General features: G+C 58.8%; 25 protein-coding genes and 3 tRNA genes. 11 read left to right on the plus strand and 17 right to left on the minus strand.

The annotated features are described in order from the left end of the window. Positions 1-8: 8 nt before the first annotated feature. Positions 9-82, minus strand: a tRNA-Gly gene (locus tag ACZ5FP_RS12865). Between the two features lie 122 nt (positions 83-204). Beyond that, positions 205-289: transfer RNA gene (locus tag ACZ5FP_RS12870), tRNA-Tyr, on the minus strand. 259 nt (positions 290-548) lie between these two features. Here ACZ5FP_RS12870 and rlmB point away from each other — a divergent pair. The 3 genes from rlmB to ACZ5FP_RS12885 all read left to right on the plus strand — a co-directional run bounded on the left by rlmB (position 549) and on the right by ACZ5FP_RS12885 (position 2,730). Then, a complete protein-coding gene (gene rlmB / locus ACZ5FP_RS12875; protein WP_223613247.1) occupies positions 549-1,412 on the plus strand; it encodes a 23S rRNA (guanosine(2251)-2'-O)-methyltransferase RlmB in 864 nt (287 codons plus the stop codon). A 113-nt stretch (positions 1,413-1,525) separates the two neighbouring features. Then, positions 1,526-2,140 carry a cytochrome b gene (locus tag ACZ5FP_RS12880; protein ID WP_464660541.1) on the plus strand — a complete coding sequence of 205 codons (615 nt, stop codon included), beginning with the start codon at positions 1,526-1,528 and terminating at the stop codon, positions 2,138-2,140. After that, complete coding sequence (locus ACZ5FP_RS12885) at positions 2,137-2,730, plus strand: YceI family protein (protein ID WP_464660542.1); 594 nt, start codon at positions 2,137-2,139, stop codon at positions 2,728-2,730. Before ACZ5FP_RS12880 ends, ACZ5FP_RS12885 begins: the two co-directional genes overlap by 4 nt. A 16-nt stretch (positions 2,731-2,746) precedes the next feature. Here the strand turns inward: ACZ5FP_RS12885 and olsE are convergent, their stop codons facing one another. Together olsE and ACZ5FP_RS12895 are read right to left on the minus strand one after the other, a co-directional pair. Further along, entirely contained in the window at positions 2,747-3,733 is a 987-nt protein-coding gene (gene olsE, locus ACZ5FP_RS12890; protein WP_464660543.1) for an ornithine lipid hydroxylase OlsE, read from the minus strand. A gap of 377 nt (positions 3,734-4,110) precedes the next feature. Next, entirely contained in the window at positions 4,111-5,115 is a 1,005-nt protein-coding gene (locus tag ACZ5FP_RS12895; RefSeq protein ID WP_464660544.1) for an alpha/beta hydrolase, read from the minus strand. 288 nt (positions 5,116-5,403) lie between these two features. On the opposite strand from ACZ5FP_RS12895, the gene ACZ5FP_RS12900 reads away from it, so the two are divergent. Beyond that, a complete protein-coding gene (locus ACZ5FP_RS12900; RefSeq protein ID WP_403174967.1) occupies positions 5,404-5,979 on the plus strand; it encodes a transglycosylase SLT domain-containing protein in 576 nt (191 codons plus the stop codon). Positions 5,980-6,075: 96 nt separating this feature from the next. On the opposite strand, the gene ACZ5FP_RS12905 is transcribed toward ACZ5FP_RS12900, so the two are convergent. Both ACZ5FP_RS12905 and ACZ5FP_RS12910 read right to left on the minus strand, forming a co-directional pair. Then, positions 6,076-7,179: an ABC transporter substrate-binding protein gene (locus tag ACZ5FP_RS12905; protein ID WP_464660545.1), complete on the minus strand. Its 1,104-nt coding sequence runs from the start codon at positions 7,177-7,179 to the stop codon at positions 6,076-6,078. 273 nt (positions 7,180-7,452) lie between these two features. Continuing rightward, on the minus strand, positions 7,453-7,974 hold the full coding sequence (locus ACZ5FP_RS12910; protein ID WP_464660547.1) for a cupin domain-containing protein: 522 nt from the start codon (positions 7,972-7,974) through the stop codon (positions 7,453-7,455). 238 nt (positions 7,975-8,212) lie between these two features. Between ACZ5FP_RS12910 and ACZ5FP_RS12915 the strand changes: the two genes are divergently transcribed. Continuing rightward, positions 8,213-8,743, plus strand: coding sequence for a cytochrome b (locus ACZ5FP_RS12915; RefSeq protein WP_464660548.1), 531 nt, complete (start codon positions 8,213-8,215; stop codon positions 8,741-8,743). Positions 8,744-8,977: 234 nt separating this feature from the next. After that, on the plus strand, positions 8,978-9,472 hold the full coding sequence (locus tag ACZ5FP_RS12920) for a class I SAM-dependent methyltransferase (protein WP_464660549.1): 495 nt from the start codon (positions 8,978-8,980) through the stop codon (positions 9,470-9,472). A gap of 284 nt (positions 9,473-9,756) precedes the next feature. On the opposite strand, the gene ACZ5FP_RS12925 is transcribed toward ACZ5FP_RS12920, so the two are convergent. After that, entirely contained in the window at positions 9,757-10,569 is an 813-nt protein-coding gene (locus ACZ5FP_RS12925; protein ID WP_464660551.1) for a class I SAM-dependent methyltransferase, read from the minus strand. Between the two features lie 207 nt (positions 10,570-10,776). On the opposite strand from ACZ5FP_RS12925, the gene ACZ5FP_RS12930 reads away from it, so the two are divergent. Further along, a complete protein-coding gene (locus ACZ5FP_RS12930) occupies positions 10,777-12,039 on the plus strand; it encodes an Nramp family divalent metal transporter (protein ID WP_464660552.1) in 1,263 nt (420 codons plus the stop codon). A gap of 782 nt (positions 12,040-12,821) precedes the next feature. Here ACZ5FP_RS12930 and ACZ5FP_RS12935 read toward each other — a convergent pair. Next, positions 12,822-12,897: transfer RNA gene (locus ACZ5FP_RS12935), tRNA-Thr, on the minus strand. 155 nt (positions 12,898-13,052) lie between these two features. On the opposite strand from ACZ5FP_RS12935, the gene ACZ5FP_RS12940 reads away from it, so the two are divergent. From ACZ5FP_RS12940 to ACZ5FP_RS12950, 3 genes are all read left to right on the plus strand, one after another. Then, positions 13,053-13,826 carry an NAD kinase gene (locus tag ACZ5FP_RS12940; protein ID WP_223613234.1) on the plus strand — a complete coding sequence of 258 codons (774 nt, stop codon included), beginning with the start codon at positions 13,053-13,055 and terminating at the stop codon, positions 13,824-13,826. Between the two features lie 189 nt (positions 13,827-14,015). Continuing rightward, the gene (locus tag ACZ5FP_RS12945; RefSeq protein WP_464660555.1) at positions 14,016-15,545 is read left to right on the plus strand and encodes a DEAD/DEAH box helicase; all 1,530 of its coding nucleotides are present in this window, start codon (positions 14,016-14,018) and stop codon (positions 15,543-15,545) included. Between the two features lie 9 nt (positions 15,546-15,554). Continuing rightward, positions 15,555-15,956: an NUDIX domain-containing protein gene (locus tag ACZ5FP_RS12950; protein WP_464660556.1), complete on the plus strand. Its 402-nt coding sequence runs from the start codon at positions 15,555-15,557 to the stop codon at positions 15,954-15,956. Between the two features lie 37 nt (positions 15,957-15,993). Here the strand turns inward: ACZ5FP_RS12950 and ACZ5FP_RS12955 are convergent, their stop codons facing one another. Together ACZ5FP_RS12955 and sufA are read right to left on the minus strand one after the other, a co-directional pair. After that, a complete protein-coding gene (locus ACZ5FP_RS12955; protein ID WP_464660557.1) occupies positions 15,994-16,317 on the minus strand; it encodes a TfoX/Sxy family protein in 324 nt (107 codons plus the stop codon). A gap of 79 nt (positions 16,318-16,396) precedes the next feature. Then, positions 16,397-16,771, minus strand: coding sequence for a Fe-S cluster assembly scaffold SufA (sufA, locus tag ACZ5FP_RS12960; RefSeq protein WP_464660559.1), 375 nt, complete (start codon positions 16,769-16,771; stop codon positions 16,397-16,399). A gap of 125 nt (positions 16,772-16,896) precedes the next feature. Between sufA and ACZ5FP_RS12965 the strand changes: the two genes are divergently transcribed. After that, positions 16,897-17,502: a hypothetical protein gene (locus ACZ5FP_RS12965; RefSeq protein WP_464660561.1), complete on the plus strand. Its 606-nt coding sequence runs from the start codon at positions 16,897-16,899 to the stop codon at positions 17,500-17,502. Positions 17,503-17,509: 7 nt separating this feature from the next. On the opposite strand, the gene ACZ5FP_RS12970 is transcribed toward ACZ5FP_RS12965, so the two are convergent. From ACZ5FP_RS12970 to ACZ5FP_RS13000, 7 genes are all read right to left on the minus strand, one after another. Beyond that, entirely contained in the window at positions 17,510-17,764 is a 255-nt protein-coding gene (locus ACZ5FP_RS12970) for a hypothetical protein (protein WP_403175034.1), read from the minus strand. Positions 17,765-17,908: 144 nt separating this feature from the next. After that, positions 17,909-18,322, minus strand: coding sequence for an SUF system Fe-S cluster assembly protein (locus ACZ5FP_RS12975; RefSeq protein ID WP_464660563.1), 414 nt, complete (start codon positions 18,320-18,322; stop codon positions 17,909-17,911). Continuing rightward, complete coding sequence (locus tag ACZ5FP_RS12980; protein WP_464660565.1) at positions 18,322-19,563, minus strand: cysteine desulfurase; 1,242 nt, start codon at positions 19,561-19,563, stop codon at positions 18,322-18,324. Before ACZ5FP_RS12980 ends, ACZ5FP_RS12975 begins: the two co-directional genes overlap by 1 nt. 78 nt (positions 19,564-19,641) lie before the next feature. Next, the gene (sufD, locus tag ACZ5FP_RS12985) at positions 19,642-20,913 is read right to left on the minus strand and encodes a Fe-S cluster assembly protein SufD (RefSeq protein ID WP_464660567.1); all 1,272 of its coding nucleotides are present in this window, start codon (positions 20,911-20,913) and stop codon (positions 19,642-19,644) included. A gap of 11 nt (positions 20,914-20,924) precedes the next feature. Further along, positions 20,925-21,680 carry a Fe-S cluster assembly ATPase SufC gene (sufC, locus tag ACZ5FP_RS12990; protein ID WP_464660568.1) on the minus strand — a complete coding sequence of 252 codons (756 nt, stop codon included), beginning with the start codon at positions 21,678-21,680 and terminating at the stop codon, positions 20,925-20,927. Between the two features lie 93 nt (positions 21,681-21,773). Next, positions 21,774-23,303: a Fe-S cluster assembly protein SufB gene (gene sufB / locus ACZ5FP_RS12995; RefSeq protein WP_464660570.1), complete on the minus strand. Its 1,530-nt coding sequence runs from the start codon at positions 23,301-23,303 to the stop codon at positions 21,774-21,776. Between the two features lie 168 nt (positions 23,304-23,471). Continuing rightward, complete coding sequence (locus ACZ5FP_RS13000) at positions 23,472-24,647, minus strand: cysteine desulfurase family protein (RefSeq protein WP_464660572.1); 1,176 nt, start codon at positions 24,645-24,647, stop codon at positions 23,472-23,474. Positions 24,648-24,699 lie beyond the last annotated feature (52 nt).

Consider the following 24,699-nt stretch of genomic DNA (forward strand, 5'->3'; position numbering starts at 1 on the left):
TGCAAATCTGGAGCGGGTAGCGGGAATCGAACCCGCATATTCAGCTTGGAAGGCTGCTGCTCTACCACTGAGCTATACCCGCACATATTACAGTGCCGTGCGTGCGAAACGCACTGGAACCACCGTAACATTTTAAACGGCGCACAAGCCATACCAAAACCAGTTCCGGTTTTGGCTTGTGCATCAGGCGCTCGGTTCCGGCAGTGGTGGAGGAGGTTGGATTCGAACCAACGTAAGCCAAGCTAACGGATTTACAGTCCGTCCCCTTTAACCACTCGGGCACTCCTCCGGTCACTACCGATAGAACCGCGCCATCAGGCACTCTGCAAACCAGCTACCGGATTTGTTTTCCAGCGGCGGCTTGCGGGTGGCCTTATGCCGACTAGCTTTCGTGGTGTCAACAGTCTGCGGAAGAAAATGACGGGTCCTGTGAAAATCATTGTCCCGAGCCGTTCGCCGGCACGGCCGAAGCGATCAAAGCGGGAGCATCTGCATTTTCGCCAAGAAGCATATATCGCCGGGCGGCATGAAGGGTTATAGGTTGCGGCATGAGCGAAGAAAAACCATCCCGTACACCCAAAGATTCCCACTATGCCACGCTGCGCCGCCAGTTTCGCGACAAGAAGGCCGGAGGGCCGCCGCAGGCCCAGCGTCCCACGCGGCCCGCTGCGGAAGGCACGCAGGCGCCGGAAGGGCTCGTGCGCCTGTACGGCCTGCATACGGTGCGCGCCGCGCTGGACAACCCCCAGCGCCAGATCAAGCGCATGCTGGTGACGAAGAATGCCCTCGACCGGCTGGAGATCGCTGATTCGTCCGCCCTGCCCTTCGATGTCGATATTGTCGATCCGCGTGCGATTGATCGGGAAACCGGCTCCGAAGCCGTGCATCAGGGCGTCATGATCGAAGTCAAGCCGCTGAAGACCCAGTCGCTGAAGGCTTTGAAAGACAGCCAGCTCCTGCTGATTCTCGACCAGGTCACCGATCCGCACAATGTCGGCGCGATCATGCGGTCCGCCGTTGCCTTCGGTGCCGGTGCCATCGTGACCACCGCCCGCCACAGCCCGCAGGAATCGGGCGTCCTGGCCAAGGCCGCATCGGGCGCGCTTGAACTCATTCCGCATATCGAGGTGCGCAACCTCGCCGACGCCATCCACGAACTGCACGAGCTCGGCTTTGCCACCATCGGTCTTGATTCGGAAGGCCCGCTTGAACTCGAAAAAACCATGGCGCATGACCGCATCGCGCTGGTTCTGGGCGCCGAAGGCAAGGGATTGCGGCAGAAGACCCGTGAGACGGTAACCCACCTCGCCCGTCTCGACATGCCCGGCGCGATCAAATCGCTCAATGTTTCGAATGCCGCAGCCATCTCGCTGTATGCGGCACAGCGGTTTCTGAGCACAAAAGCCGGATAATCCGCGCCGCCGAACAAAAGAATCGGCGGGCCGAATAATTTTCACCGCTGCGGTGTTCATTCCACATCAGGGTAGCCCCTCCCCAGGGGCTGCTTGTGCGATGGAGTGTACCGATGCTGCGAAATGATGCGGAATCCTATGGCGTGGTGACGATCCTCTTCCATTGGATCATTGCCGCCATTTTCCTTGGGCAGATTCTGCTGGGCTATCTGATGGTCCGCACCGGCAATTACGCCCTGCAGTTCAGCCTTTTCCAGTGGCACAAATCCCTGGGCTTTCTCATTCTGCTGCTCTCGGGCGTGCGGCTTCTCTGGCGGATGGCAAATCCGCGACCGCGTGCGCCCGACAGCATGAGCCGGATCGAGCGCGCCGCGGCGCATGTGGCGCACGCGTTCCTCTACATCGCCCTCTTTGTCATTCCGTTGACCGGATGGGCGCTCGCCTCCAGTTCGCCTTTGCAGATACCGACCTATGCCTTCAATCTGGTGGTGATACCGCCACTGCCTCTGACAATCTCGGATCAGGCCGAGGCATTCTGGACAGCCAGTCACGCCTGGCTCGCCTATCTCTCCGCCATTGTCGCTGCCGCGCACATTCTGGCAGCCCTGCACCATCACTTCTGGAAAAAGGACACTGTCCTCCTGCGCATGCTCGGCGCGCGCCGCCCGGCCCCAGTTCGGTCGCGTGCCGATCCCCTGCGCATTGCAAACAAGGATACTCGATCATGAAAATCGCCCGGGCTTGCATCAGCGCCGTTCTCAAGGCCGTCATACCACTTCTGCTTGCCATAGCGCCTGCACTGGCAAACGCCGACACGCTGGCCGATGTGGCAGGCCGTTACAAGATCGATGCATCGTCCCGCATCGGCTTCGTCGTCGAGCAAATCGGCGGCGGAGGCATATCGGGCGACTTCAAGAAGTTCTCGGGCGTGTTTTCCTTGAACAATGGCGATATCAGCCGGTCGAGCATTGAGTTCACGCTGTTTCCCGAAAGCGTCAACACCGGCCAGTCGCGGATCGAAAGTTTCCTGCGTTCCGACGCCGTGTTCGACGCGCAGAACTTTCCAACCGTCACCTTCAAGTCAACGCATATCATCCAGACCAGCCCCAACACGGCGACAATCGACGGAATATTGACCGCCCGCGGCAAGAGCAGCCCGGCCAGTTTCCAGGCCAGCCTTGCCACCCATGACCGCAACGCCATCGTCTTTCATGTCGAAGGCAAGGTGATGCGCTCCAGATACGGCATGGATGTCGGCACGCCGATCTATTCGAATGTCGTGCAGTTCAACATGATCATCCACGGCCAGCGCGGTTGAATGCGCGATTGCTGCCTCAATCCTTGTCGCCGGCCTTGTCGCCGGCGAGCACTTTCGCCGTGACCGATGAAGCTCCGGCCTCATCGCTCTTCTTCGGGGCATAACCGAGAATCTGCCGGACACCTCTGGACGAGAAGGGTTGCGCCAGCTGGCCGAGAAAGCTCTTGGCCACCTTGCCGCTGATGCCGATATCGACAGGCGATGGCCGCGGCGGATTGAAATAGGTTCCCAGAATCTGATCCCACAGCACCAGATTCTCACCGTAATTGGTGTTGCCTTCCGACAATTCCTTGGAATGGTGCCAACGATGCAACCGTGGCGTGCTGAGAATCCAGTCGAGCGGCCCGGTGCGCACGTCAACATTGCAATGGGTCAAAAGCCCGGTAAACGCGGTCACGGCGCTGATCCACAGGAACACCGGCAGCGGTGCGCCGAGCAGATAGAGCGGTATCTGGCTGAGCGCGATCTTGAACAGCGAATCGATCACATGGAAGCGGCCCGTGTTGACCACCCACAAACGCTCGACACTGTGATGCAAGGCGTGAAACCGCCAGAGCGCCAGTTTTTCATGGGCCAGCCGGTGCGCGATATACAGCCCGAATTCGGCAATGATCAGTCCGAGGACGACCTGGATCGCCAAGGGCCACGCGCTCGGCCAGATATGTGCCGACGTGCTGAGCACCGGCTGGGCGACGATGGCCACAAGCATGGGAAACGATGCGCCAATGGCCGCGGCGATCTGCACGGCGCCCTTTGTCAGCAACGTATGGGCGATGTCATTGAAGGTTTCGCCGTCGCGTTTCAGCCAGGTTTCCTCGTACGGCATGATCCGTTCGAAGACGGCAATGAGTGCCACCACCGAAAAATACACCACATTGAACCAGAGAAGCGGCGCTTGCGTCTGAAACGCCGCATAGGTTCCGATGAGACCGACGCAATAGAACAAGGGCCACAATGAATAGGAAAGTGCTGCATAGAGCCATGAATTCCTGGGGATCAGCATAGGATTATCCCCCCGGCATGAATCATTGCTATCAACCTGTATTCGATGTTTGTCGCAGTCATAATGGGTTCACGTGGTTTTTCATCGGCTCAATTTCTGGCGCCCGCAGGATGCGGCTTCATCTGAAAAGCAGGTTACGAGGCATCGGTCAAATTCTGATCAGCAGATCAAACCGGGTTGCTGCCGCAATCGGGTTGTCACCACATTAGATTGCAAGAACATTGCATAAAACCCCATTTGTCCGATTGCCAACCGGAACTTTCGTTCCCTGGCGGCGTTGCCTTGGCGCTGCCCTCCAGCACAAGGGCCTGACCGGGATACCTGCTCTCCATGCTGGTTGCCCGGTCGGGCCTACCCTATCTGGGTCGCCGGATGCCTCAGCTCAAGGCCTTGGCAAGAAAAGGCAGGCTGACATCCATGCGATAATCGACAACCGAATGATTGTCGTCAAATTCGTCATAACGGTGAACGACGCCAAGCCGGTCAAGCGTGCGGTGCACCCGGCGCGACCCGTAGAGAATGTTATACTGGTCCTTGGTCCCGCAATCGAAATAAACCGCTTTCAGTTTCGCCAGATTGTGCCCATGCGTTTCCGCCAGCCGCGCCGGATCCCAGGCCAGCCAGTTCGCCCACCGCTCCTCGATCAGTTCGCAGGTTTCCAGATCGACGGGCAGCCGCAGCCCCAGGAAGGCCTGCGGATCCGGATCGAATGTTGCCGCCTGGGCCAAAATCATGATGACCAGCGTGTCGCTGTCGCTCTTTTTCGGTTTCGCCTCGAAAGCCTTCATCCATGCTTCAATCGAGAGATCATGTTCGGCGAGCGCCCGCAGCACGCCGGGAAATTCCGGCAGATAAAGCTGTTCAAAGCCCGCATCGCCGGAATGGCTTGCCGCCGCAGACCAGATATCGGATCGCCGCATGGCATGCACGTGCGTGCCATAGCCGCCTGAACTCTTGCCGAAAACCCCGCGCTTGCCGTCACCGCCGCAGCGGAACCGCCCTTCGACCGCCGGCAGCATCTCGTCGATGAGAAAATCCTCCCAATTGCCCATTGCCGCACTGTTGATGTACTGGTTGCCGCCGAGCCGGGTAAAGCAGTCCGGGAAGGCAACGACGACCGGAGGCATGGCGTCCGAACCGATCAGCCGGTCAAGCCGTTCCGGAACGTTCTCGCCAAAACCCTTCCAGTTGGTGTGCGCGGGACCGCCGGCGGTGAACCCCACGAGATCGACAAGCAGCGGCAGACCGGTGCCATCATGCCCGGCGGGCACATAAACATCGACCACGCGAGCGGTCGGATCGCCCAGCAGATTGTTGCGAAGGGAAACTCCGTCGATGATCAGTCGATGCACGGTTCCGGCGGGATGATGGGTGGCACGCATGGGGAAAACCTCTGGAATGGTGACCGGTGATCTCCATTGCACGGAACGGATTCGCCCGGCCAAACGTGATCCCGCTGCGGCACGAAGGCAAGTCTCTTTCTCGCCGGGATACATCGGGGCACTGCCTCACCCCCGCACCGATCCTGTTCGCGCGGCGGCAAGCAGCGTTTAAGAAACAATAAATTGTCACATCAAATTTGATCGAATGTGATCGGCATTCGAGGCCATTTGGTAAGATTCCATTAGGAATTGAGGACTAGTTGGTTGGGCAAGACAAAGGACTTGCCCATGCGCCGCATCATGATGATACCCTTGTTGTTGCTGGCAGGCTGCGCCTCGGCGCCCACCCAGACCAGCAATGTTTGCGCCGTATTCGATCAAAAGGACGGATTCTTCAACAATTGGTATTCCTACGCCAAGGGCGCGGAAGCGCAATATGGCGTGCCGGTTCCTATTCTCATGGCCACGATCAACACCGAATCCGGCTTTCAGGCCCGGGCAAGGCCGCCACGCACCAAATTGCTCGGCTTCATTCCCTGGACGCGCCCCTCCACCGCCTACGGCTATTCGCAGGCGCTCGACGGCACCTGGGCGGAATTCCAGCGCAGCACCGGACGTTATGGCAGCGGCCGCACCAGTTTTGCCGATGCGGTGTATTTCGTCGGCTGGTATCACGCGCAAAGCAACAAGAAGAATGGCATCCCGCTCAACGACGCCTACAATCTCTACGCCGCCTATTACGCCGGTCCCAAGGAATATGCGCGCGGAACATGGCGCAACAGGCCGGGTGTCGACCGGGCAGCGCGGCGCACGGCCGCCATGGCAAGCCGGTACGCCGCGCAGATGCAGAGCTGCGGACTGTAGAATACGGGTTGTTGGCCAAGAAAAACGGGCGCTCGCGGCGCCCGTTTTCATTTTGACCGGTACAGGTGGACGAAACGACCGCCCGCCCTTTCTGTCTTACGGCTTCATGGCCGAGTAAGCACCGTTGTGCCAGATATTGATGTCATATTTGGCATCCTTGATATCGCCCTTCTCATCGAAAACCACCGGGCCAATGACGGTATTGACCGGCTTTCCATCCTTGAGCGCCGCAGCAACCTTGACCGGATCATCACCGCCGGCACGCTCGATGCCCTGTGCGAAAGCTTCAACAACCGCGTAGGAGAACAGCGTGAAACCATCCGGTGTGAAGCCGCTGGCCTTGATCTTCTCAACAGCAGCTTTCGCCTCCGGCCGGGCCTGCGGATTAGCCGGGAACGTGAACATCACACCCTCGCCTGCCGGGCCCGCCACCGCCCAGAATTCCGGCGAGGCAATCGCATCGCCCATCATCAGCTGAAACTTGAAGTTCTGGTCGGCCGCCTGACGCAGGATAAGGCCCGCTTCGGGATGATAGCCGCCGAAATAGACGAAATCAGCCTTTGCTTCCTTCAGCTTGGTGATGAGCGCCGAATAGTCCTTGTCGCCGGCATTGATGCCGTCATACAACACTTCCTTCAGCCCGCTCTCGTTCATCTTGGCTTTCACCGCGTCGGCGAGGCCCTTACCATAGGCGCCCTTGTCATGCAGGATCACGACGCGCTTGCCCTTGTAGGTCTTGGCGATCCACGGACCGACAAATTCACCCTGGCCGTCATCGCGCGTATAGAGGCGCATGATCGTCGACCAGCCCTTTTTCGCTGCGGCATCGGTCAGGTCGGGGTTGGACGACGCCGGTGTCATCATCAGCACGCCAGCCTCGGCATAAACCGCCGACGCGGGAATGCTGGAACCCGAGCATGCATGACCATCGACGAACTTGATCCCTTCGCCGACAATACGATTGGCAATCGAAACGGCCTGCTTCGGATCGCAGACGTCATCTTCGAACACCAGTTTGATCTGCCGTCCCTTGATGCCGCCCTTTTCGTTGATCGCGGCGGCTGCGGCCTGTGCGCCCTGCTTGAACTGGTCACCGATATTGGCAAGCTGGCCGGTCATCGGGCCTGCGACCGCGATCTTCAGATCATCGGCCAAGGCGACTGGAGCGCCCAAAGCAACGCTCAGTAACGCAGCCTGCATTATTCTCTTCAAAGACATGGTTTTTCCCCTCATTTTTCTTCAATGGTCCGCAAGGACGAGCGAACCGTACTATAAGTAAAAATGAAATGCCACGTCCCGCCAATGCTCATTTCGTATGAAAAATCTGGCCCGGTTTATCGGAACAATACAGCGGCTTTCCGGGCGTATGCCGACTGCGGATTTCACGCGTTTTTCCGCAAATCCCCATGATCAGCAAGTACTTCCGCAGGAACGTGCTTTGCGTTCTCTTCTTCCCGCGGTCGTGGAGCCTGTCTACACGTTCCGCGCTTTCCAGATACGGACTTTGTCCGTCATGCCGTCGTGGTCGCCGAGCGGGCGCTCGGGCGGATTGTCCCACCAGTCCGAACGCAATGCCTTCCGCTCGGGATGGCGCGGATAATAGATCAGATTCTCCGGCTTCGGTGTTTCACCAACCACGAGAAGACGGACTTCCTCCTCGGTATTGTTGAGAAAACTATGGGCAATTCCGGTGCCCGCCGGAAAACCAACCGCATCGCCCGCCTTCAACCGGCAGAGTTCGCCATCCAGCCAGACATCGGGCGTGCCCTCGATGACGTAGACGAACTCCTCTTCCGCGCTCTCGGCATGCGGGAAAGATGTCCGCCGCCCCGGCAGGAGGCGCTGGTGATGAATGCCGATCCTGCCGAGCCCGAAATGCCGACCGAAAGCCGCGTTGATGGCGAGCAATTCGTCATCACCCTTGTAGTGGTTTTCATCAGTCCCTTCGATCTCGGACCAATGCGCAACACAGGACGGCCGGTCTTTCATTGTCATGTCAAACTCCCGATGGAACAAACGGCGCAAACGGTCGTGTGTTCACGAATCCAAGCGGAATGGTATGGGACCGGTGATCCGGTTTCAAGCCGTCCGGCGATGGGAGGACGCGCATGCACCTCGCCGGGAAACCACAGTCCGGAACCTTACGAATCGTTAAGAAAAAAACCGTTGCCGCCGTGCCGCGTTTCGCGCCAATGTGAAAACATTAGAATGATTATAAAGTGGAGTGCCTCCCATGGCGGTCAATGGATATTCACCGGTGCAGAAGACCCTGCACTGGTCGCTGTTCGTTCTGGTCCTGCTCATTTATGCGCTGACCTATGGCAACGATCTCTTTCCGAGAGGTGATCCCAACAGGGCCCTGGCGTGGTGGCTGCATATCTCATTCGGCTTGCTGCTCGCCGCACTCGTGTTCTGGCGGGTGACTTTGCGTGTCGCGCGCGGCGCCCCGGCGCTTCCGCCTTCGATGACAGGCCTTGAGCGTCCGCTGGCAAAGGTCGGGCATCTTTTGCTCTACGCCTTGCTGATCGCCATTCCCGTCCTTGGCATATTGCTCACCTGGTTCAGAGGCGACGCCTTGAGCTTCTTTGGCCTCTTCACCATTCCCGCGCCATTTGTCCCCAACAGGGAAACCGCGCGATCGATCAGGGAACTGCACAGCCTTTGCGCCAACGGAATACTCATCCTGGCCGGCATTCATGCCCTGGCCGCACTTTGGCACCGCTTCATTCGCAAGGATGAGGTGATGCAGAGAATGCTGCCGTGATCCGCCAGGGCGGATCACGCGAACCTTGCTATTTCAGGGATCATAAAATACCTGTTCGATATCAGAACGACGGGGTTTGACATGTCACTTTGGCCATTGTTCCTGAATAATCAGGGCCGCATCATTCATAAATGGAAACACTATTTCCCCAGCTATGAACGGCACTTTTCCAGATACATCAATCGCCCCGTAATATTTCTTGAAATCGGTTGTGGCGAAGGCGGGTCACTGCAAATGTGGAAGCAGTATCTGGGCCCTCTTGCGACGATTGTCGGCATCGATGTCAGGGCGGAATGCGCAAACTTCGAGGAAGACCAGATCCATATCAGGATCGGGGATCAGTCGGACACCGGTTTCCTGGCTTCCATTCTGGCGGAGTTTGGCGCACCTGACGTGGTGCTCGATGACGGAAGCCATGTCATGGAGCACCTGTCGGCAACGTTTCAATTCCTCTATCCGCGCATGGCGAGGGACGGTGTCTATTTCGTCGAGGATCTGCACACCGCCTATTGGGAAGAATATTCCGGCGGATACAAGCGGCCCGGATCGTTCATTGAGCATTGCAAGGACATGATCGACGAATTGAACGCCGAACATACACGCGGAGCAATTCCGGAAAGCGACTTTTCGAGGGGGACGCTTTCGATGCATTTTTATGATAGCTGCGCGGTCTTTGAGAAGGGTCGTACCGGAGAAAAATTTGCTCCGCAGATCGGCACACCGATCTAGTTCAACCGAAATGAATGGTGTTTGCCGGCACCCCGACCCAGAAAGATAAAAGCCCTCGCGTCTGGAGACACACGAGGGCCCTAATTTATTCCAGCATGCGCTTTTCCAGCACTTTGCTTCATCGTCAGATCAATGCACCACATTCTCGACAGTGGACCGGGGCATGATCCCCTATTCTTCCGTTCTTGAGACGATCATGTCTGTCCACTCCAGGACCGACAAAAGCAAATCCGGCGTGACGCGCCAGTGACGAAAAGCTGCGGCAAATGCTGGGTCTCGATCCGCTAGGCCCGTGCAACAACGATATGCGCCTGAATTTTTCCGGAAACCGGGCCATCGCCGTACTGCTTCGCAATCGCTTCGGCGGCACGGTCGGTAACGGTCTGCAGCGCCTTCGGGTCGCGGGCTTCAATTTCGTTGCGCAATGGCGTGCCCTGGCAGTAGGCAATCGCCGCGCTGCGCGCACTTGGCGCATCGCTTCGGTGTTGGAGCGTCATGATCTCGATGGCCGTGAAGCCGGCCATGCGCAATTCTGCTTCGATCAGCCCGACATCGTGATAACCGTGCGGCGTTCGGGCAAGGAACCGGGGCGGATCGCTGGGAAAAACGGCGGATGCAGCATCCGTGACGATGCGGGCAAAGTCGTTTTCCTCGATGCGATCCCACACGTTGAAGACAAAGCGGCCGCCAGGTTTGAGGACGCGAAGCGCCTCCCGATAGCCGCAGACCCTGTCGGGGAAGAACATCGCGCCAAACTGACAGACAACCGCATCGAAACTGTCCTGCTCGAAGGGCAGGCTAAGCGCGTCCGCCTGTCGCCAGGTGATCCGCCCGTCCGCTCCCTGCCGGATGGCAGCTCTGTCGAGCATCGGCTGGTTGAGATCGCTGACGGTGTAACTGGCTCTCGCGCCGAGAAGCGGGGCCAGCGCACGCGTGACGACGCCGGTTCCCGCCGCCGTTTCCAGAACCTGGGCAGGCGCCGCGCCTGCGACCCGCCGGGCCAGGTCAGTGGCATAGGCCTGAAAGATGAGAGGCACCAGACAGGTGTCGTACATCTCCGGGATGGATCCCGCGAACAGCTTATCCATGGCAGGCATAGGTGATGATCCTGTCGCGCCTCAGGCTCCGATGGCCAACAATTAGAACTATACATCGGCCGGGCTTCCGATGCCATCAGCGGCCATGCGTCGCCCCCCAAGGAACGAATTCCTGTTCTGCCCGTTGCTGTGTGCCGTTGCAGCGGCCATTTCGGGAGAATATCGTCGTGGCGAAGAAAACCAGGGATCCGGAAAAAGGATCCAGTAGTGGCAACATCGAAGCCGAAGCTTTTGAGCGCTCTGGGGCCCGGTCTTATTACCGGTGCGGCGGATGACGATCCCAGCGGTATCGCCACCTATTCCCAGGCCGGAGCGCAATTCGGATTTGCGATAACATGGACCATGTTGTTCAGCTATCCGCTGATGGCAGCCATTCAGGAAATCAGCGCCCGGATAGGACGCACGACGGGCCATGGCATCGCGACAAATCTGCGGACATATTATCCTCCCTGGATTTTGCCGGCGATCGTCGCCCTGCTCTTCATCGCCAATACGATCAACATCGGTGCCGATCTCGGGGCGATGGGCGACGCGGTCGGATTGCTCATCGGCGGCAGGGTCGCACTTTATGTGGTTCTGTTTGCGATTTTTAGCGCCTGCCTGCAGATATTCCTGCGGTACGCCCGCTATGTCTCCGTGTTGAAATGGCTGACATTCTCGCTGTTCGCCTATTTCGGGACGGTTATGGTTGTGAAAATCCCCTACCCAGAGCTGGCGCGCGGGCTTTTTATTCCCACCTTTTCGGCCGACACGGCGTTCTGGACGACGGTCGTGGCCATTCTGGGCACAACCATCAGCCCCTATCTTTTCTTCTGGCAGGCCTCACAGGAGGTGGAAGACGAAAAGGAGAGCGCGTCCCGACAGCCTCTCGTTGATGCACCGGAACAGTCGAAGGCTGCCATCCATCGCATTCGCTGGGATACCTATGTCGGCATGGGCTTCTCGAGCCTGGTCGCCCTGGCCATCATGGTGACGACTGCAGCAACGCTGCATGTGGCGGGAAAAACTGACATACAGACATCGGCTGAGGCAGCAGAGGCACTCAAACCGATTGCCGGCCAGTTTGCCTTCACAATCTTTGCGCTGGGCATCATTGGAACCGGCCTGCTTGCCATTCCTGTGCTGGCGGGATCGGCGGCCTATGCCCTGGGTGAAGCCCGCAAATGGCCGATCGGCCTCGCGCGCAAGCCGAAGGAAGCAAAGGCGTTTTACGCAACCATTGCAGCGGCGACACTCATTGGCATTCTCGTTGATTTTTCACCCATCGACCCCATCAAGGCATTGTTCTGGAGTGCCGTCATCAATGGCATCGTATCCGTCCCGGTCATGGTGATGATGATGTTGATGACGGCCAGAACCGACATCATGAAGAAGAACACCGTAAAGGGTCCGCTTTGCTGGATCGGCTGGCTCGCCACGGCCGTTATGGCTGCTGCCGTGATCGGCATGATCGTGACATCACTCCTGTAAGCACGGATTGACGACAGCTTTCCCGGCTAAACAGTCATTGCTGCGAAACTTTCAGATATCCCCAGTCGGAAACAAGGCCACAAGGGTCTCTTCAGACGTCGTTTTCCACTTAGGCACCAGACTGGAGCCGGCATGGCCCGGCAGTGCCTGAACGATGTAGGTCTTCACCTCATCGGATAAGTTTGCTTTTGCCAGAGTTGTGTCAAAATCCGTCCAAAGACGGGAAGAACGAATGACAAGCGGGAAATGCCCAAAGTGTGCACGTGAACTGACGTCCATCACTGTTCAACAGGTTGATCTGGTGGATGGCACGAAGCATTTGCGCGGCGGGATGTTTGTCTGCCCGCATTGCGATACGGTGATCAACGTTTCGCTTGATCCCAGTTTGGTCGCTGCCGCATTGCATCGCAGTTCGAAGCGTCGAACCACCATCCGATGATCTGCGCTTCTGCTCGGGCCATGCCGCGAATGGCCCAAATGGACTAGCCATGGACTGAAACTCGTTGCTAATTGCTCCGATGGCCTGGACAAAAGATATCAAACAATGGGCGCGGCGGATAAAGCGCGATGTCGTGGCGCGGGCAAAGCAGGCCTCGCATTCATTCCGCTGGTTTGGGCTCTGGCTGCGCTGGCTCTTGCAGCGTTCGCGTACAGCCGTTGGTGGGGATAAGGCCTATGGCGCGGATCGGATGAAGAACGCTTTGACCCGCCCACGAATCCCGGCCCCGCACCTTGAAAAAGATGCCGGACAAACAACCACTTGAAAATGAAGGAAAAACAGGTGGTGCCCCCGGAGAGACTCGAACTCCCGACCCTCTGATTACAAATCAGATGCTCTACCAACTGAGCTACAAGGGCAGCGGCGTCCGATTAGCATAAACCTCCCCGATGTAAAATGAAAAAACAGCACTTGGCGCATTTTTTCCGGTTTTTTTGCCTGCACCGCATTTTGCCAGATCAAGCGCGCCGTGCTAGGCGATACATCCTCGACATGCTCGGACACGCAGGCAGCCATGACCCGGAATATTGAAACCTTTGCTTTTCTTTCCTCCGGAACACCGGAATCCGACGAGGCCATGGCGTCTCTCGTCAATGTCTACGGGCAGACGGCCCCCAAGGATGCCGACGTCATCATTGCGCTCGGCGGCGATGGCTTCATGCTCCAGACGCTGCAGAACCACATGAACCAGGGCAAGATGACCTATGGCATGAATCGCGGCTCCGTCGGGTTTCTCATGAACGAGTACAGCGAGACCGGCCTGAAGGAACGTGTGGAGGCGGCGCAGGCCGAAACCATCCGCCCGCTCAAGATGGTGGCGGAATCGCTGGAGGAAGGCACGGTGACCTCCTTTGCGCTCAACGATGTCTATCTGCTGCGCCAGTCCTATCAGGCCGCGAAGATCAGGATCACCGTCGACGACCAGGTTCGCCTGGAGGAGCTGATCTGCGATGGCGTGATGGTGGCAACACCAGCGGGTTCAACCGCCTACAATCTCTCGGCGCAAGGGCCGATCCTGCCGCTCGATGCCCGTTTGCTGGCCCTCACCCCGGTCTCACCCTTCCGCCCGCGCCGCTGGCGCGGTGCGCTCCTGTCGAACAAGGTCACGGTGCGGCTTGATATCCTCGAACCGGAGAAGCGTCCGGTCAATGCGGTCGCCGATCACACGGAAGTGAAGTCGGTTCTTTCGGTCACCATCGAAGAAGCCTCGCAACTGCGCGCAACCATCCTGTTCGACAAGAACCATTCATGGAATGAACGAATTCTCAAAGAACAGTTCCTTTATTGACAACATTAGATTAAAGTGATGCACAATTGTAACAGACTCTTAAATCTCACGGGACGCGAGAGTTGACTTTTGCTGGCATGAGCCCTAACGCCATTCCTGCAAGACAATGTGCAATACAATGCACCCATTCCATTGGCAAAAATGACGGACATGTGCGGCATCGACTGCAGATAGAAAGTTAAACCTCCATTGACCACGTTCGCTGATCTGGGCCTTTCGCCGAAAGTGCTCGACGCTGTCGAAGCAGCAGGATACACAATCCCCACTCCGATCCAGGCAGGCGCCATCCCGCATGCGCTGCAGCGCAAGGACGTGCTCGGCATTGCCCAGACAGGGACCGGCAAGACAGCCTCCTTCGTGCTGCCGATGCTGACGCTGCTGGAACAGGGCCGTGCCCGTGCCCGCATGCCGCGCACGCTCATTCTGGAGCCGACACGCGAACTCGCGGCGCAGGTCGAGGAAAACTTCGTCAAATACGGCAAGAACCATCGCCTCAACGTTGCGCTGCTGATCGGCGGCGTCTCCTTTGACGACCAGCTGCGCAAGCTGGAACGCGGTGCCGACGTCCTGATCGCCACGCCCGGCCGCCTGCTCGATCATTTCGAGCGCGGCAAACTGCTCCTGACCGGCGTCGACATTCTGGTCATCGACGAAGCCGACCGCATGCTCGACATGGGCTTCATCCCCGATATCGAGCGCATCTGCAAACTCATCCCGTTCACCCGCCAGACGCTGTTCTTCTCGGCCACCATGCCGCCTGAGATCACCAAGCTGACCGAACAGTTCCTGCATGCGCCGGTGCGTGTTGAAGTCGCCAAGGCGGCGACGACGGCCAAGACCGTCGAGCAGCAGCTGGTCAAATCAGGCAAGAAGGATTGGGAGAAGCGCGCCAAGCTGCGCGATCTCATCCGCGCCGAAGAGGATGGCCTGAAGAACGCGATCATCTTCTGCAACCGCAAAAAGGATGTTTCGGAGCTGTTCCGCTCGCTGGTCAAGCATGAATTCGATGCCGGTGCCCTGCACGGCGATATGGATCAGCGCGCCCGCACGACGATGCTGGCCAATTTCAAGGACGGCAAGCTCAAGATCCTCGTTGCCTCCGATGTGGCTGCCCGCGGTCTCGATATTCCCGATGTCAGCCACGTCTTCAATTTCGACGTGCCGATCCATTCGGAAGATTACGTCCACCGCATCGGCCGCACGGGCCGCGCCGGACGCTCGGGCAAGGCTTTCACGCTGGTCACGCCATCCGATGTCAAACATCTCGCCTCCATCGAAAAGCTGATCGGCGAAGACATCAACTGGTATGACGGCGATCTCTCCACCCTGCCCGTTTCGGAAGAACCCGACGAGGCGCCGCGCCGTGGCCGTAGTGCCCGCGGCAAGAGCGAAAGCAAGCGCAAGCCGCGCAATGAGGGCCGCGAGCGCGAGCGCCCGCAGTCGGAAATCGATATCATTGCCGCCGCCGAGCGCGCCAAGGAAACCGGCGAACAGCCAGTTGTCGCCGAAGCGCCCGTCAAGAAGACGGCCGAGAAGCCGCAAAAGGCTGCAATCAAGGCTGACAATGAACAGCGCCGCGCCCGCCCTGCCGCTCAGCAGGAACAACCACGGCGCGAACGTGAGCGCGAATACCGCCGCGACCGGGGCGATAATGAACCATCGCCGGTCGGCTTTGGCGATGACATTCCTGCCTTCATGCTGATCGATACGAAAATCTGAGGTTTTGGTGTGGATTCGCCGGGCGTTGGATGCGGAATCGTTTTCATAAGAGACGGCCACATCCTCTTGTTACAGCGCAAGAAAAGCCCGGAGACCGGTGCCTGGGGCATTCCCGGCGGCAAGATCGATTTCCTGGAAACCGCCGAACAGGCGATCCGGCGCGAGGCGCTTGAGGAAACCGGGCTGGAAGCCGGTGATATCAAGTTGCTGGGCCTCAGCGAACAGCTTTTTCATGATGAAAAGCAGCATTGGTTCGGCGTTCTGTTTCAAGCGGAAAGCTTTTCCGGCGAAATGCAACTGCTTGAACCGGACAAACACGGCGGTATCGACTGGTTTTCCCTCGATAACCTGCCGGACAGACTGACACTCCCCACCGTTCATGCCCTGGACCTGATCCGTCAGATGGCCTGACAGGCCCGTAGAAGCCCGACAGCGCGGTTCTCGACGTCTATGCTTGCCTCGCCACGCGCAGCGAGGCCTCATAGGCCCTGCGCGCCCATTCGGTCATAACATCGGGATCATCGAACGCATCGGCGGGAATGGACCAGTACGGCATATCGACGATCTTTGACTTGCCTTCGTAAGTCCAGCGCCGGCAGCCTGCCACTTCGAAGTCGGGCGCGGAAATCGCATCGGCCTTGAGCAGGATTTCGTCGGCCACCTCAAGCGCAATGATCAGACCGTTGTGATAGATGCCCTTGCCGCCAAACATGCGTTTGATGGTGACAGGCCCCAGCCCGGAAAACAGATCGTGAATCGCGTCATTGTCCATGGCCGATTATTGCAGGCGCGCAGGAAGACGTCACGCCCAAAAAGCGTGCCGTCCGTCCCGGATAGCGATTTCTGAAAAATCAGGAAGCGGCAGGTGCCAAGGCTTCCGGCTTGGCCGGTGTCAGTTCGACCGACTCACCGCAGCCGCAGGCGGACGTCTGGTTGGGATTGTTGAAGACAAAGCCCGTGCGCAGGGTCGTGACCTCGAAGTCCATCTGCGTTCCCAGGAGATACAGCACCGCTTCCGGCGCAACGAAGACCTTGGAGCCTTCCTTTTCAACGATGTCGTCGCCAGGCTTGGCCTCGGTGACGAGGTCGATGGTATATTCCATACCGGCGCAGCCGCCCTTCTTGATGCCGACGCGAATGCCGAGCGCATTCTCGCGCGCCGCCACGATCTCGCTTACGCGGGCAGCGGCAGCGTCAGTCAACGTCATGACAGAAAAACGACCCATTTCTCATCTCTCTTGGTTCGGATCGTGTAATGATCCGTCTGTACCATAGTTAGTGTTACACAACCGTCACCGCAAGTGTTCAAACTCGTCCCGTCCCAAAAACCCGCACGCAGAAGGCAGAAATCATGAATTACCGCCATCTCATTCTCACCAGCCTTGCCGGTATGGCGCTGAACCTGACGCCTGCACTTGCTCAGGAGACCAAGAAGCCCGAGCCGAAGCAGGAAACCGGAACGAAGCCGGCAGCAGCGCCCGCCGAGGCCGCCCCGGAAGCACCTGCCGCCAAGGAATCGGCTGAAGCGCCCAATCAGTCCGTACCGGACTATCTCGACGACCGCAGCACGCCGGAGCAACTGGTCAAATCCTATTACAATGCCATCAACCGCCAGGAATATGCGCGCGCCTACAGCTACTATGCCGAGGAAGGCCATAGCCAGCCGTTTCCGCAGTTCCAGGCCGGGTACGAGAACACCGTCTCGGTGGAATTGCGCCTTGGCAAATCCGAAAGCGAAGGCGCGGCTGGTTCGACCTATTGGAGCCTGCCTCTGGCGATCGAATCGACGCAGAAGGACGGGAAACACACCGTCTACAACGGTTGCTACCGCCTGCGGCTGGCGAATGCCGCCATCCAGGGCGTTCCCTTTGTTCCCTTGTCCATTCTCGACGGCACGTTGCAGAAATTCGAAAAGCCGCTGGATCAAAGCGTTCCGGAAGGTTGCGAAGCGCCCTGAGGGCGCTTCAAAACCAGCTGGCGATGCCGACGATGGCGGCCAGCACGCACGCCCAGGCAGCGGCCCTGGAACCCCGCGCGTTCTGCCGCGCCTGTTCCAGCGCGGACTCGGCAACGACACCCATGGCCGACCGGGCGTCGAGCAGCCCGGCAATATCCGCGCGCGTCAAAACGACAGTCGATGCCTGCCAATGCCAGGCGGCTTTGAGCGCAAAGAAGATCACGCCTGCCATACCGAGGCGCACGATCCAGAAAGCACTCATCGCGGACCTCCTGAGGGGCTGTTCCGTTAATCGGCGGCCCACACGCTGCGGCATGGGACACCCCACAGTGACGAGCCGCGACGCATCTGACAATTAGACATTAGGAGAGGATATCAGCCGAAAGCGCAATGCGGCCGGAACGGATCAGTACCAGCCGACAGCGACCTGCGCCTCTTCCGACATGCGGTCGGGCGTCCAGGGCGGATCGAAGGTCATCGTCACGTCGACAAAGCTGACGCCCTCGACCGAGCTGACCGCATCCTGTACCCAGCCCGGCATTTCACCGGCAACCGGGCAGCCAGGTGCCGTCAGGGTCATCTCGATCTTCACGGAGCGGTCGTCTTCGATGTCGATCTTGTAGACGAGGCCAAGCTCATAGATATCCGCCGGAATTTCCGGATCATAGACCGTCTTCAGCGCGCCGATGATATCATCGGTCATGCGGGCGAGTTCATCGGCTGGAATGGCGGAAGCGGAAACTGCGCCGCTCACCGCGGAAGCCTCCGGCTTCAGCGTCTCGTCTTTTTCCAGCGTTTCGACTTTGTCGGTCATCGTCATCACCCAAAGAATTTCCGCGCCTTTTCCAGCGCATCGGCGAGAACATCGATCTCGTCTCTCGTATTATACATCGCAAACGATGCACGGCATGTGGACGTTACACCGAACCGTTTCAAGAGCGGCTGGGCACAATGTGTGCCCGCGCGCACGGCAACACCGGCCCGGTCGATCACCATGGACACATCGTGCGCATGGATGCCTTCGAGCTCGAAGGAGATGATCGCGCCCTTGCCCTTGGCATCGCCAAAAATGCGCAGGGAATTGATCTCACGCAGCCGCTCATGCGCGTAATCGCGCAAATCTTCCTCATGCGCGAGAATGGCGGCGCGGCCGATCTTCTCGACATATTCGATGGCAGCGCCAAGCCCGATGGCCTGGGCAATCGGCGGCGTGCCCGCCTCGAAGCGGTGCGGCGGGTGATTGTAGGTAACGATATCCTCCGTCACCTCTTCGATCATCTCGCCGCCGCCCTGGAACGGGCGCATGGCTTCCAGCTTTTCCTTGCGGCCATAGAGAATACCGATACCGGATGGACCATAGATCTTGTGCCCAGTGAAAATGTACCAGTCACAGCCGAGATCCTGCACGTCAACCGGCAGATGCACGGCGCCCTGGCTGCCGTCGACAAGCACCGGAATGCCGCGCGCATGGGCAATGCGGACGATGTCCTTGATCGGCGTCACGGTGCCGAGCACGTTCGACATATGGGTGATGGCCACCAGCTTGGTGCGTTCCGTTAGCCGTGCCTCGAATTCCTCGATATGGAACGCGCCCTGCTCGTCGACCGGGACCCAGACCAGCTTGGCGCCCTGCCGTTCCCGGATGAAATGCCAGGGAACGATGTTGGAATGATGCTCCATGATCGACAGGACGATCTCGTCGCCCTCGCCGATATGCGGCATGCCATAGCCATAGGCAACCGTATTGATCGCCTCGGTGGCCGATTTGGTGAAGACGATCTCGTCGACCGAACCGGCGTTCAGAAAGCGGCGAACGTTTTCGCGGGCCTTTTCATAGGCATCGGTGGCCGCGTTCGACAGGAAATGCAGGCCGCGATGCACATTGGCATATTCGTTCGAATAGGTATGGGTGATCGCGTCGATCACCGCCTGCGGTTTCTGCGCGGAGGCACCGTTGTCGAGATAAACCAGCGGTTTGCCATAGACTTCGCGCGACAGGATGGGGAAATCGCGGCGGATCGCCTCGACATCATAACCGCTTCGAATGATCTTCGTATCCATGTTGCCCGCGCTTTCCTGCGTTTCAGTCGGGTGTTTCACCTGAAATAGTGCCCGCCGGACCAGCCGGCAGGCAAACGATCAGACATGCGCCGCCAGCCACTTGTCGAGAATGGCTTCCAGAGCCTCGACCAGTGGTTCGCTTTCCAGTTCTTCGACGATCTCAGCCACGAATGCCTTGATCAGCAGGCCGCGTGCCTCGCTTTCCGGGATACCGCGCGCCTGCAGATAGAACAGGTGGTTTCCGTCGATCTCGGTCACTGTCGCCCCATGGCCGCACGCCACGTCGTCGGCAAAGATTTCCAGTTCCGGCTTGGCATCGAATTCGCCGTCATCCGACAACAACAGAGTGTTGCAGGCCATGCGCGCATCGGTCTTCTGGGCGATCTTATTGACCTTGATCTGCCCCTGGAAAACGCCGCGCGCGCGGTCCGTCACCACATTGCGGATGATCTGCACCGACGTGGTGTTCTCGACGAGGTGGCCGAGCGTCATCGTCACGTCCGTGTGGCTGTCACCGCCAAGCAGGTTGACGCCGCGCAACTGGAAGTCGGAGCCTTCACCCTTCGACAGCACATGCACTTCCTGCCGCACCAGCTTGCCGCCGGCATTGACGATATAGAGCGTCAGCTTCGCATTGGTGCCGATGGTCGCGGTGAACTGGGCAAGCTGCGTTGCGTCGACACCCTGCTCGCGCAGGATGATCCAGACGATCTCAGCATCGTCGGCAACGGTGACGTTGCTGACACTGGTCGAGAAGCCCTCGCCCGCGCCGCCTGTCTGGCGTTCGATCACGGTTGCCTTGCTGCCCTTGCCGAATTTGACGGCAAACCGCACGTGGCCCTGTCCGCGCGCCTGCGCATTCTGCAGTTCCAGCGGCGCCTGAAGCTCCGCGCCATCGGCAATAGAGACGGCCCAGCCGTCAGTCACGTAGGCTGCGTTGATCTGGCCGATCGCATCGTCACCGCCACGAATGGCGAGATCGCGGATCACCGATCCGTCAGCCAGTCTGTCGCTGTACTTGGCGAAGTCGACACCGGCGACCCGCGGTGATGTCAGCGCCACACCGTTGGAAACCGTTGCAACCGCCGATCCCGGGATGACTGCCGGCAAGGCATTGGTGCCCGCCGTGCCATCATAGGCGGCGACACTGCGCAGAAGGGTGCGCAGATCGGTATAATGCCAGGCCTCGACGCGGCGTGACGGCAGACCCTGCGTCTTCAACGCCTCGATGGCGTTGTCACGCGCGCTGACGATTTCCGCATCGCCGGGCAGTTCGCCCATCCGGTCGACGAAGGAGTCGACCAGCGCCGCTTCTGCGGTTGTCGGCTGGCGTCCTGTGTGAACATTCATGACGTCGCTCCTCAGGCTGCCTCGCCGATGATATCGGCGTAGCCGTTCTCTTCGAGATGGAGGGCAAGGTTCTTGTCGCCTGACTTGATGACCTGTCCTTTGTAGAGAACGTGCACGCTGTCCGGAACGATATAGTCGAGCAGGCGCTGATAGTGGGTGATGACGATCACCGCACGGTCAGGCGAACGAAGCGCATTCACACCATCGGAAACGATCTTCAGCGCGTCGATGTCGAGGCCCGAATCTGTTTCATCCAGCACGCAAAGCTTCGGCTCCAGCAGTTTCATCTGCAGGATTTCCGCACGCTTCTTCTCACCGCCGGAGAAACCGACATTGAGCGGACGCTTCAGCATGCCGATATCCATGTCGAGCGAGGCCGCCGCCGTCTTCACGCGGGCGATGAATTCCGGGATTTTCAGCGGTTCTTCGCCGCGCGCCTTGCGCTGCGAGTTCATCGCCACTTTCAAAAATTCCATCGTGGCAACGCCGGGTATTTCCATCGGGTACTGGAATGCCAGGAAGATGCCCTTGGCGGCGCGCTCGGATGGGTCGAGTTCGAGAATGGACTCGCCGTTGTAAAGGATGTCACCCGCAGTGACTTCGTAATCTTCGCGGCCCGCAAGAATATAGGACAGCGTCGACTTGCCCGAACCGTTCGGTCCCATGATGGCTGCCACTTCGCCCGCCTTGACCGTGAGGTTCAGGCCGCGAATGATTTCGGTGTCTGTATCTGCGATCTTCGCATGAAGGTTTCTGATTTCCAGCATTCTATTACCCTTTGAATTCCTCGGGATCAGCCTCGGCGATCCCAACAATAATCTTGTTTGGCGAGTGACGGGCCGATGATGGCCGTCCCATGGCTATCCGACTGAGCCTTCGAGGCTGATGCCGATCAGTTTCTGCGCTTCCACGGCAAATTCCATCGGCAGTTCCTGAATGACTTCCTTGACGAAGCCGTTGACGATCAGCGCAATCGCCTCCTCTTCCGGAATGCCGCGCTGCATCACGTAGAACAGCGCATCTTCGGAAATCTTGGAGGTGGTGGCTTCGTGCTCAAACTGCGCCGTGGCGTTCTTCGCCTCGATGTAAGGCACCGTATGCGCGCCGCAATCATTGCCGATCAGCAGCGAGTCGCACTGCGTGAAGTTGCGGGCATTCTCCGCCTTGCGGTGCGCCGAAACCTGGCCGCGATAGGTGTTGTTCGACTTGCCCGCCGAAATACCCTTGGAGATGATGCGGCTCGACGTGTTCTTGCCGAGGTGCAGCATCTTGGTGCCGCTGTCGATCTGCTGATGACCGTTCGAAACGGCGATGGAATAGAATTCGCCGCGTGAATTGTCGCCGCGCAGGATCACCGACGGATATTTCCAGGTGATCGCCGAACCGGTTTCGACCTGCGTCCAGGAAATCTTGGAATTGACGCCGCGGCAATCGCCACGCTTGGTGACGAAATTGTAGATGCCGCCCTTGCCTTCCGCATCGCCGGGGAACCAGTTCTGTACGGTCGAGTATTTGATCTCGGCATCGTCCAGGGCAATCAGCTCCACGACAGCCGCATGCAGCTGGTTTTCATCGCGCTGCGGCGCGGTGCAGCCTTCGAGGTACGACACATAGGCGCCCTCTTCGGCAATGATCAGCGTGCGTTCGAACTGACCGGTATCCCGCTCGTTGATGCGGAAATAGGTCGACAGTTCCATCGGGCAGCGGACACCCTTCGGCACATAGACGAAGGAGCCGTCCGTGAAGACAGCCGAATTCAGCGTTGCATAGAAGTTGTCGGAAACCGGCACCACGGACGCCAGGTACTTCTTGACCAGTTCCGGATGTTCGCGGATCGCTTCGGAGATCGAGCAGAAAATGACGCCGGCCTTGGCCAGTTCCGCCTTGAAGGTCGTAACCACGGACACGCTGTCGAACACGGCATCCACCGCCACGCGGCCGGACTTGTAGACATTGTCGCTGGCTTCTTCGTTCTCGTCCGAAGGGCTCGGTTCGCCCATCTTGCGCACACCCGCAAGGATTTCCTGCTCTTTCAGCGGAATGCCAAGCTTCTCATAGGTGCGCAGCAGCTCGGGATCGACCTCGGCAAGCGATGTCGGTCCGGTCTGATTCTTCGGCCCGGCATAATAGACCATGTCCTGGAAATCGATTTTCGGGTAGTTCACCCGCGCCCATGTGGGCTCTTCCATCGTCAGCCAGCGTTCATAGGCTTTCAGACGCCATTCCAGCATCCATTCCGGCTCGTTCTTCTTGGCCGAAATAAAGCGGATAATGTCTTCGCTGAGGCCCTTTGGCGCCTTATCCATTTCGATAAGGGTCTCAAAGCCATACTTGTACTGGTCCACGTCCAGGGTGCGGACCTGATCAATAGTTTCCTGCACGGCAGGCATTGGCGTTCTCCATCCTCGCGGGATTCAAGGTCCCGCAGTTGCAAACGTCAAGGCGTGTGTCGTCTTGAATATTTGCCTCAATGTAGTGTGCAATCGCACGATTTAACACCGGTATTCACCGGATTCTTTTGCATTTATCGACTATTTATTGTCGATATCTGCGATATTTCACGCCGCATCGGCAGAAACCGGCTTCGTCCGGTCCCGCCGCGCGACAATTTTTGTCAGCGCCTCAAGGAAAAGCGCAATTTCGTCCTGCGTGGTTTCCGGCGTTGTGGAGACCCGCAGGCCCCCGGTTCCATCGCCAAATCCCATGGCCGCAAGCACATGGCTTGGCCCGACTTTTCCCGAAGAACAGGCAGAGCCTGCCGATAGCGCAATTCCCGCCAGATCGAAAGCGATTTGCACGGTTTCCGCCTTCATATCCGTCAGGCTGAAGAAGGTCGTATTGGCGAGCCGCCCGGCCGCATCGCCATAAATCACCGCATCGGGTGCAATCGCCCGGATGCCGTCCTCGATCCGCTGCCGGTTGGCAAGCCCCCAGCCGCCGTCCAGCAACTGTTCGCGGGCAACCCGCGCCGCAGCGCCGAAACCCGCTATAACAGGCAAGGCTTCCGTTCCGGCGCGATGGCCCTTTTCCTGTCCGCCGCCGCGCACCAGCGCTTTCGGCATGACCAGATCGGACACCGCAATGATGGCGCCGACGCCCTTCGGGCCGCCGATCTTGTGCGACGAGAGAATGAGATAATCAGCACAAGCTGTTGCAATATCGAGAGGAATCCGCCCGGCCGCCTGCACCGCATCGACGACAAGAAAGCCGCCGAACGCTTTGACAAGCCTGCCGATTTCATCGATCGGCTGCAACACGCCGGTCTCGTTGTTGGCGGCCTGCACGGCGACCAGCGGCAGACCTTCGCCCTTGTCATGGGCCGCCAGCAGCGCACGCAGCCGCTCAAGGTCGAGCAGCCCGTTGCGATCCACCGGAACCGTATCGATCTGGTCGGCGGCAAACTGCCCGCCCGCCAGCACGCAGGGATGCTCGCTGGCGCTGACATAAAGCCGCGACAGGCGCACAGGGGCCCGTCCCATCATATAATGTGGCGTCAGCAGGGTTGAAGCAGCCTCGGTGGCACCCGATGTAAAGAACACATGATCAGGTTTGGCATTCACAAGAGCGGCCACGTCGCGGCGGGCGCGTTCGAGAATGGCTTTTGAAGCACGGCCTTCCTGATGAACAGACGATGGATTGCCCGTTTGCGCCAAAGCATCGACGACAGCATCGCGCGCTGCCGCAAGAAGCGGCGCACTGGCGTTGTAGTCGAGATAGGCGCGTTTTTGGGCCATACCTGTCGTGATTCCTGTTCTTTTGAACTCAGCGCCGGCAAAAAGCGCAATT

The sequence above is a fragment of the Phyllobacterium sp. T2-21 genome, from assembly GCF_055378485.1.